The organism is Bradyrhizobium sp., from assembly GCF_035273305.1.
Lineage (GTDB): Bacteria > Pseudomonadota > Alphaproteobacteria > Rhizobiales > Xanthobacteraceae > Bradyrhizobium.
Window position 1 is genome coordinate 1 of sequence record NZ_DATEPI010000328.1, and the last position, 8,577, is coordinate 8,577.

The following is an 8,577-nucleotide window of genomic DNA, read 5'->3' on the forward strand; positions in this document are numbered from 1 at the left end:
CACTGTCCAGACGCGGCGCGAACCAGCCGTCGACCGATCCGCCCCGGAACGCGCGGTTGCGCTTTTCCGCACCGAAGACGTTTTTGGGCGTGTGGCATGCCCCGCAATGGGCTGCGCCGGTGACGAGATAACCGCCGCGATTCCATTCCGTGCTTTTCTGCTGATTCGGCTCGAAGATGCCGGGTTTGAAGAACAGAAAATTCCAGCCGCGCATCACGAATCGATAATCGAAGGGCCACCACAGTTCAGGTGCGGGCCGCTCGTTGCGGACGGGAGCAAGCGTCGCGAGATAGGCACGGATCGCGAGCAGGTCGTCACGGGTGATTTTTGTAAAATAGGGATAGGGGAACGCCGGATAGTAATGTGAGCCGTCAGGTGCCGCGCCTTCGCGAAGAGCGCGGCGGAAGTCCTCATCGCTCCAGGCGCCTATTCCGGTTTCGCGATCCGGCGTCAGGTTCGGCGAATAGATAGCCCCGAACGGCGTAGCGAGGCGCTTGCCCCCGGCGAACGGTTTCGAGGGATCGGCGGTGTGGCAACCGGCGCAATCAGCCGCCGTCGCGAGCTGCTTGCCACGTTCGATGGTCTCGGCCGAAGGTTCGGCCCGGACGCTGCCACAGCTGAATGCGGTGCACAAAAGCACGATCGCGACAATCGTACGCATTGTGCAATGTTGTGCCTGCGCCATTTTGTCTCCCGCTCCCCACACTATAGCGCAAGACGCCCGTAAGTGTGTCAGCTCGTTTCGCGGCAGGCACGTGTCGCGACATAAATCGAAAGGGCGGTGGCAAGCTGGGGCACGAAATTGCAATTTGCCGGTGACGGTCTGCCATGACGGAGATTTGGGGTGCGCGCTGCGCAAAAATCGACATAGACTGGTCCGAGTTCGGACTTTGAGCGAGGCGCCAGCCTTGTTCTAAGCGGTTGAATGGCTAGTTAAAAACAGTCGCAGCGGAAAGCGCGCAACGAGGATTCTAATGGGCATCAACCAAGGTCCGATCAGTCTCGATCAGAAATACACCCAGCAATCCGGCCACATCTTCCTGACCGGCATACAGGCGCTGGTTCGGTTGCCAATGGCGCAAATTCGCCGCGACCGCGCCGCCGGTCTCAATACAGCAGGCTTCGTGACAGGATACCGCGGCTCGCCGCTCGGCGGCTACGATCAGCAATTGTTCGCGGCGAGAAAACACCTCGAGCAATACAACATCAAGTTTCAGCCCGGCGTGAATGAGGATCTGGCCGCTACCGCTATCTGGGGCTCGCAGCAGCTCAATCTTTCGCCGGGCGCGCGGCACGACGGAGTCGTCGGCATCTGGTATGGCAAGGGTCCGGGCGTCGATCGCTGCGGAGACGTATTTCGCCATGGCAATGCCGCGGGATCAGCCAGGAACGGCGGCGTGCTTTGTCTAGCCGGCGATGATCACGGCGCGAAATCCTCCACTGTGCCGCATCAGTCCGATCATGCCTTCATCTCGGCACTGATGCCGTATCTGTATCCCTCAAGCATCCATGAAATGATCGAGATGGGACTGCTCGGCATTGCGATGTCGCGCTATTCCGGTTGCTGGGTCGGCATGAAAGTGATCACCGAGACCGTGGAGACCACGGCCGAGATCGATCTTTCAGACGAGATGACGCCATTCATTATTCCGACCGATTTCGAGATGCCTCCGGGCGGCCTCAATCTGCGTTGGCCCGATGACCGCTACGATCAGGACCGCCGCCTGCAGGATTACAAGGGTTTTGCGGCGATCGCTTTTGCGCGCGCGAACAAAGTCAACCGCATCACCATGGACTCGCCGAATGCGCGGTTCGGCATCATGGCGTCCGGCAAGAGCTACGAGGATATCCGTCAGGCGTTGCGCGAACTCGGCGTGACGCCCGAAGTCGCCGCGAAAATCGGCTTGCGCCTGTACAAGATCGGCATGCCCTGGCCGCTGGAGCCTCAGGGTGTTCGCGAATTCGCGGTCGGGCTCGAAGAGATCATGATCATCGAAGAGCGCCGCGAGATCGTCGAAAATCAAGTCAAGCAGGAACTTTTCAACTGGCGAGACGACGTGCGGCCCCGCATCGTCGGTAAAATGGACGAGCACGACAAGCGCTTCCTGCCGTTTGCGGAAGAACTCAGCGTCGCCTCGCTGGCGAGCTCGCTGACGGAGCGCTTGCTGCGGCTGAACCTCAATCCTGAAATCGCGGCGATGCTGCGCGCCAAGGCCGATTGGTTCAACGGCCGGCAAGCCACGCAAATGCAGGCGGTCGCGCCCATCACCCGCACGCCGTATTTCTGCTCAGGTTGTCCGCACAACACCTCGACCAATGTTCCGGACGGAAGCCGCGCCTTCGCCGGCATCGGCTGCCACTTCATGTCGCTCTGGATGAACCGCAACACCGAAACCTTTACCCACATGGGCGGCGAGGGCGTACCCTGGGTGGGCGTTGCGCCCTTCACAAATGAAGAACACGTTTTCGCGAACCTCGGAGATGGCACCTATTTCCATTCCGGAAGCCTGGCGATCCGTCAGGCGGTCGCCTCCAAGGCCAACATCACCTACAAGATCCTCTATAACGATGCGACCGCGATGACCGGCGGCCAGCATGTCGACGGTGAACTCTCACCGCAGCAGATCACCTTCCAGCTTCACTCCGAAGGCATTCGCGAGATTTATCTGGTCTCGGAAAATCCCGACGCCTATCCGGCTTCCGAGATTGCACCGGGTACCAAGACCGCGCACCGCGATGAACTCGACGCGGTGCAGAAGACGCTTCGGCAGGTGAAGGGTGCGTCCGCGATCGTTTTCGTACAAACCTGCGCCGCTGAAAAGCGACGCCGCCGCAAACGTGGGACGCTGGAGGATCCGCAGCGTCGCGTGTTCATTAATCCGGCGGTCTGTGAAGGCTGCGGTGATTGCTCAGTACAGTCCAATTGTATCTCGGTCGAGCCGCTGGAGACAGAACTCGGGCGCAAGCGCGTCATCAATCAGTCGACCTGCAACAAGGATTATTCGTGCTTGAAGGGTTTCTGCCCGTCTTTCGTGACCGTCGACGGCGGCAAGCTGCGCCGTCGCGCACCGGCCGATCTTGGCAATATCGGCGACCTGCCGGAGCCGGCGTCTCGCCCGTCGCTGGATCGGCCCTACAATGTCGCGGTCGGCGGCGTCGGCGGTACCGGCGTGCTGACGATCGGGGCGCTGCTTGGGATGGCCGCGCACATCGAAGGCAAGGCCAGCATGATCCTGGATATGTCCGGCCTTGCGCAAAAGGGTGGTGCGGTGTTGAGCCACGTTCGGCTCTCCGAGCACACGGCCGATGTCACGTGTTCGCGGATCGTCACCGGCACCGCCGATCTCGTTATCGCCGCCGACGAGGTCGTGGCCGCGGCCAAGGAGACGATCACGCTGTGTGAATCGAGCCGCACCCATGGCGTGATCAACAGTCACATGATTCCGACCGCTGATTTCATCCTCAATCGTGATTTCAATTTCCAAAGCCGCAACGTCAATCATGTCCTTGAAACGGCATTGCGGAGGGATTCATGCTTCTTCGATTTCACCAAACCCGCCGAGGTCCTGCTCGGCGATTCCATTGCTACCAACATGATGATGATGGGCTACGCTTATCAAAAGGGATTGCTGCCGCTCTCGGCGAGCTCGATCGAGCAGGCGATCGAGGTCAACGGGGTTGCGATCAAGATGAACCAGCAAGCCTTCCAGCTTGGGCGGTTGGCGGCGGCCGATCCAGCTCGGCTTGTCACGATGATGAAAGGGCATGACGAGACCGTCGCGCCACGGACGCTTGAGACGATGTCGCTCGACGAGATCATCGCCCATCGCAGCGCGTTCCTGACCGACTATCAGAACGGAAAACTCGCGATGCGATATCGGGATTTGGTGAACCAGGTGCGCGATGCCGCGCTTAATGGCGGCTTCGGCGATGAATTGCCGCGCGCGGTGGCAATCAACTACGCCAAGCTACTCGCCTACAAGGACGAGTATGAGGTGGCGCGACTTTTCACCGACGGAAGATTCGAACAGCAGATGCGCGATCAGTTCGATGGCGATTTCAAGATCAGCTTCAATCTCGCGCCGCCCCTACTTTCGAGCGGCAAGGATGCGCTGGGACGTCCAAAAAAGCGCGCGTTCGGCTCGTGGATGCTGCCGCTGTTCCGGGTGCTGGCCAAAATGCGTGGCCTGCGCGGCACCGCGTTCGACATCTTCGGCTATAGTGCCGATCGCAAGTTGGAGCGCGACCTGATCGCTGGCTATGAAAAAGATGTCGAGCATGTGCTCACGGTGCTCTCGCCATTGACGATCGACACCGCGATCGAGATTCTGTCGCTACCGGATCGCATCCGTGGCTTCGGGCCGGTCAAGGAACAATCGGTGCAGGACGCGAAAGTGCGCTATGCACAATTGGCAAAGGACCTCGCCAATCCGCCGCCCGCGCCTCGGCAGATCGCCGCGGAGTAGTCCGGGCGTCATACCCATGGCCATGCGCTTCGGCTGGGATCGTCCGACGCAGTGACGAGCTGATTTGCCCGACGGGCAGGGCTGTGAAATGCCTGTCCAGTCCCGCTTGCAAAAACATTTCGATATTCGTTTTGGCCAAATCACCCTTAGAACCCACGCCGTCTCGTTCCATCGAGGGGCGATCGCGATCGTCACGAACGCGGAACGGGATGCGATGGACGCTGACGTGCCGCTGACGAACGGCGCGTGAAGCGGACGGCAAAGTCGTGTGGTTCTGACGCCTCGACGCTGGCGTCAAGTTGGCGGGAAGTATTTCCGCCGGCGACGGTGACAACCAAGCCCGATCACCGGGAAGAGCACGAAGGAAACCGTTAACACCATTGCGCGGGGAATGCCGGGTGTATCCGGCGTGACCGTGGTGACTTACTCGTATGCTTTTTTATTTTGCATGCGAGGCTGCGGGTGCATCGAGCGCCCGGCATTCCCTGCGCCCTCTGATGTTCAGAAGGCTCATGACTTGCAAAACTCGCGCGAAATGCGCAGCGAGATCGGAGAGGTGTGTGAACTGTCCCGATGTCATTGCATACAGTACCACCGCATCGGCGGTGTTCATCCCTGCCACTTGTGGTGGGGAGGGAAAGCAGATCGTGAGCGGAGCGAACGATGTGCAGTGTGGGGGGCTGTTCGTGTGTATGACGCAACCTCACCCGGCGCTTCGCGCCACCCTCCCCACTAAGAAGGGAGGGATAAGAAAGAGCAACCCTCGCCCCGCTTGCGGCCACAAACGTGGAAGGGAAGAAAGAGGGAGCTTCGCTCGCCACAATACACAGCACGCGCGGCGAGATCGCGCAGGTGTATGTAAATCTCGCAATGACAGCGGAAAGAGTACGCGTCATCAGTTGACTAGCTGAGATGCGCCTCAACCCTCATGTTGAGGAGCGCGGCAACGCCGCGCCTCGAACCATGAATTCAATCCGCCGGCAAGCTTCGCCGCCCGGATCAAACCAACCGGGACTGAACCACTGCTGCCTGAATAAAGGATGCAAACAAAGGATGGGGCTCGAATGGACGAGACTTCAGTTCGGGATGAAATTGCACCCCGATGAACCAGGGGTGGTCCTCGTATTCGACGATTTCCGGCAGCACGCCGTCCGGCGAAAGCCCGGAGAATTTCAGTCCGTGCTGCTCCAGCCGATCCTTGTACGCGGTGTTGACCTCATAGCGATGGCGGTGGCGCTCCGAAATTTCGGTCGCGCCGCCATAGACGTCGGACACCCTGCTGCCGCGCTTGAGCACCGCTTGATAGGCGCCGAGCCTCATGGTGCCGCCGAGATCTCCGGACTTCGATCGCTTCTCGAGCTCGTTGCCACGCAGCCATTCCGTCATCAGGCCGACCAGCGGCTCGGATGTCGGACCGAACTCGGTCGAGTTCGCCTGCTCGATGCCCACGAGGTTACGGGCGGCTTCGATCACCGCCATCTGCATGCCGAAACAGATACCGAAATAGGGTACGTCGCGCTCCCGGGCGAACTGCGCCGCCCGAATTTTACCCTCGGCGCCGCGCTGGCCGAAGCCCCCGGGCACGAGAATGCCATTGACGTGTTCGAGGAATGGCGCGGGATCCTCGTTCTCGAACACTTCACTCTCGATCCAATCGAGATTGACCTTCACCTTGTTGGCGATGCCGCCATGCGACAGAGCCTCGATCAGCGACTTATAAGCATCCTTCATGCCGGTGTACTTGCCGACAATCGCGATCGTGACATCACCTTCGGGATTATGGATTCGCTCGTTGATGAGATGCCAGCTTGCCAGAGCCGGCGGAATTTTGGGCTTGATGCCGAATGCCGCCAACACCTCGTCGTCAAGCCCGGCGGCATGATACGCCTCCGGCACGGCGTAGATGTTATCGACATCGCGTGCTTCGATCACGGCGCTCTCACGCACGTTGCAGAACAGCCCGAGCTTGCGGCGCTCTTCCTTCGGGATCGGCCGGTCAGTGCGGCACAACAGAATGTCCGGCTGAATGCCGATCGAACGCAATTCCTTGACCGAATGCTGCGTCGGCTTGGTCTTCAGCTCGCCGGCACTGGGGATGAAAGGCAAAAGCGTCAAGTGAATGTAGATGGCATGATCACGCGGAAGATCGTTCTTGATCTGGCGGATCGCCTCGAAGAACGGCAGCCCTTCGATATCGCCGACAGTGCCACCAATCTCACACAGCACGAAATCGAACTCGTCGTTGCTGTCGAGAATAAAATCCTTGATGGCGTTGGTAACGTGCGGGATCACCTGGATGGTGGCGCCAAGATAGTCGCCGCGCCGCTCTTTGGTGAGAATGTCCTGATAGATGCGGCCGGTCGTAATGTTGTCAGCCTTGGTCGCTGGACGTCCTGTGAAGCGCTCGTAATGGCCGAGATCGAGGTCGGTTTCCGCGCCGTCATCGGTCACGAACACCTCACCGTGCTGGTAGGGCGACATCGTGCCGGGATCGAGGTTGAGATAAGGATCGAGCTTGCGAAGGCGCACCTTGTAGCCGCGCGCTTGCAACAGCGCGCCGAGCGCCGCCGACGCCAGGCCCTTTCCGAGCGAGGAAACCACGCCGCCGGTGATGAAGATGTACCGCGCCATGGGACCTAACCTTTAAGGCTACCGACCCGATTCTCCAAAACGAATCGTCGGCCGTCATGAGGGCTGTGGGTGAGATGAGATTCTATAGGAGTAACAGCATCTTGAGGGGGATTTTTGATGCAGGACACGACCCAATGTTCCTGCATGGCCTCCCCGCTTTACTGCGAACGCGGCGCCTGCGGTCCTGGTGGGACCGGCGGAGTTTGCTGCTGTTGCTGTTCATCCGCTTTCTTCAATGAATCCAGGATGCCGCCGCTGGTCGGGGGTGCGGGATTCGCTGGCCCTGCGGGCTGCGATTGCGATGCTGGCGTGGTTCCCACGATCGAACTCGGCTTGCGATCGTAGCTCGCGTACCAGGAGAGAAACAGGCTCGTGGCGAAAAAGCCGACCGCTAACACTGCCGTCGTGCGGGTCAGCAGATTGGCCGTGCCCCGGCTCGACATGAAACCGGCGCCGCCGCCAACTCCCAGGCCGCCTCCCTCTGACTTTTGCAGCAACACCGTTGCAATCAAGGTCGCAACGATCATCAGGTGGACTACGATAATGACAGTCTGCATCGCTACCTTCCGTCACAAACCAAATGGCGCCGAAGTCCGGCTGCTCAGGGGTTTGCGGGGTTTGAAGTTGGCGCGGTGTTACACGATTGGAAGGGGGATTGTCACCCCCGCGACGCCTGTCCGGTAGTTAGGAACAGGCATGCGCGATAGCAAGGAAATCGGCCGCTTTCAGGCTCGCGCCGCCCACCAGCGCGCCATTCACGTTGGCAATGGCCATCAATTCCGCGGCATTCGAGGGCTTGACCGAGCCGCCATAGAGAATCCGCATCCGGGAGCCGTCTGACTTGAACAGCGAGATCAGTACATCCCGGATAAAATGATGAATTTGTTCAACATCTCGAACTGTCGGAGTCAGGCCGCTGCCTATGGCCCAGACCGGCTCGTACGCCACCACGAGATTGTCCGAACGCGCACCGTCGGGCAACGACGCCCTGAGCTGCCCGCCGCAGATGTCCAGGGTCTGGTCTTGGTCGCGCTGCAGCTGGGTCTCACCGATGCAGACGATGGCCGTAAGAGCGGCACGCCAGACGGCTTCTGCCTTTTGCCGCACCAGCGCGTCGGTCTCGCGGTGATCGGCACGACGCTCGGAATGGCCCACGATAATCGCGCGAGCACCGGCATCGGCCAGCATTTCGGCCGAAATATCTCCGGTGTGGGCGCCGAACGCCTTCGGATGGCAATCCTGCGCACCGACCGCAAAAGATTTCGAGCCGCGCGCCTTAGCCGCAAACTCGGCAACCAGGGTCGTCGGCGGGCAGACCAGGAGATCGACCTTGCCGGCCAGATCAGCGGCGCCGCTTCGCATCGCTTCAAATTCGGCCAGAGACGACTTGAGGCCGTTCATCTTCCAGTTGCCGGCTATCAGCGGCCGGATAGCGTCGGTCATCGCAATTCCTCACGGATATCTCGCTCATACATGCGCT

6 protein-coding genes are annotated in these 8,577 nt (G+C 60.1%); 2 read left to right on the plus strand and 4 right to left on the minus strand.

The features are described from left to right. Window positions 1–661: cytochrome c (locus tag VJV58_RS21430; RefSeq protein ID WP_324139375.1), on the minus strand; the 661-nt coding region annotated here is incomplete at its 3' end. A 313-nt stretch (window positions 662–974) separates the two neighbouring features. On the opposite strand from VJV58_RS21430, the gene VJV58_RS21435 reads away from it, so the two are divergent. Both VJV58_RS21435 and VJV58_RS21440 read left to right on the plus strand, forming a co-directional pair. Next, a complete protein-coding gene (locus VJV58_RS21435; protein ID WP_324139370.1) occupies window positions 975–4,466 on the plus strand; it encodes an indolepyruvate ferredoxin oxidoreductase family protein in 3,492 nt (1,163 codons plus the stop codon). A gap of 64 nt (window positions 4,467–4,530) precedes the next feature. Further along, entirely contained in the window at window positions 4,531–4,716 is a 186-nt protein-coding gene (locus tag VJV58_RS21440; RefSeq protein WP_324139371.1) for a hypothetical protein, read from the plus strand. A 749-nt stretch (window positions 4,717–5,465) separates the two neighbouring features. Here VJV58_RS21440 and VJV58_RS21445 read toward each other — a convergent pair. From VJV58_RS21445 to tpiA, 3 genes are all read right to left on the minus strand, one after another. Beyond that, entirely contained in the window at window positions 5,466–7,097 is a 1,632-nt protein-coding gene (locus VJV58_RS21445) for a CTP synthase (RefSeq protein ID WP_324139372.1), read from the minus strand. Between the two features lie 158 nt (window positions 7,098–7,255). After that, window positions 7,256–7,654 (minus strand): preprotein translocase subunit SecG, encoded by a 399-nt coding sequence (secG, locus tag VJV58_RS21450; protein ID WP_324139373.1) that lies wholly within the window; start codon window positions 7,652–7,654, stop codon window positions 7,256–7,258. A gap of 127 nt (window positions 7,655–7,781) precedes the next feature. Next, window positions 7,782–8,540 (minus strand): triose-phosphate isomerase, encoded by a 759-nt coding sequence (tpiA, locus tag VJV58_RS21455; RefSeq protein WP_324139374.1) that lies wholly within the window; start codon window positions 8,538–8,540, stop codon window positions 7,782–7,784. Window positions 8,541–8,577 lie beyond the last annotated feature (37 nt).

Coding starts and splice junctions, on each gene's coding strand:
- VJV58_RS21435 (WP_324139370.1), top strand. CDS start 975: ATGGGCATCAACCAAGGTCCGATCAGTCTCGATCAGAAATACACCCAG.
- VJV58_RS21445 (WP_324139372.1), bottom strand. CDS start 7,097: ATGGCGCGGTACATCTTCATCACCGGCGGCGTGGTTTCCTCGCTCGGA.
- secG (WP_324139373.1), bottom strand. CDS start 7,654: ATGCAGACTGTCATTATCGTAGTCCACCTGATGATCGTTGCGACCTTG.
- tpiA (WP_324139374.1), bottom strand. CDS start 8,540: ATGACCGACGCTATCCGGCCGCTGATAGCCGGCAACTGGAAGATGAAC.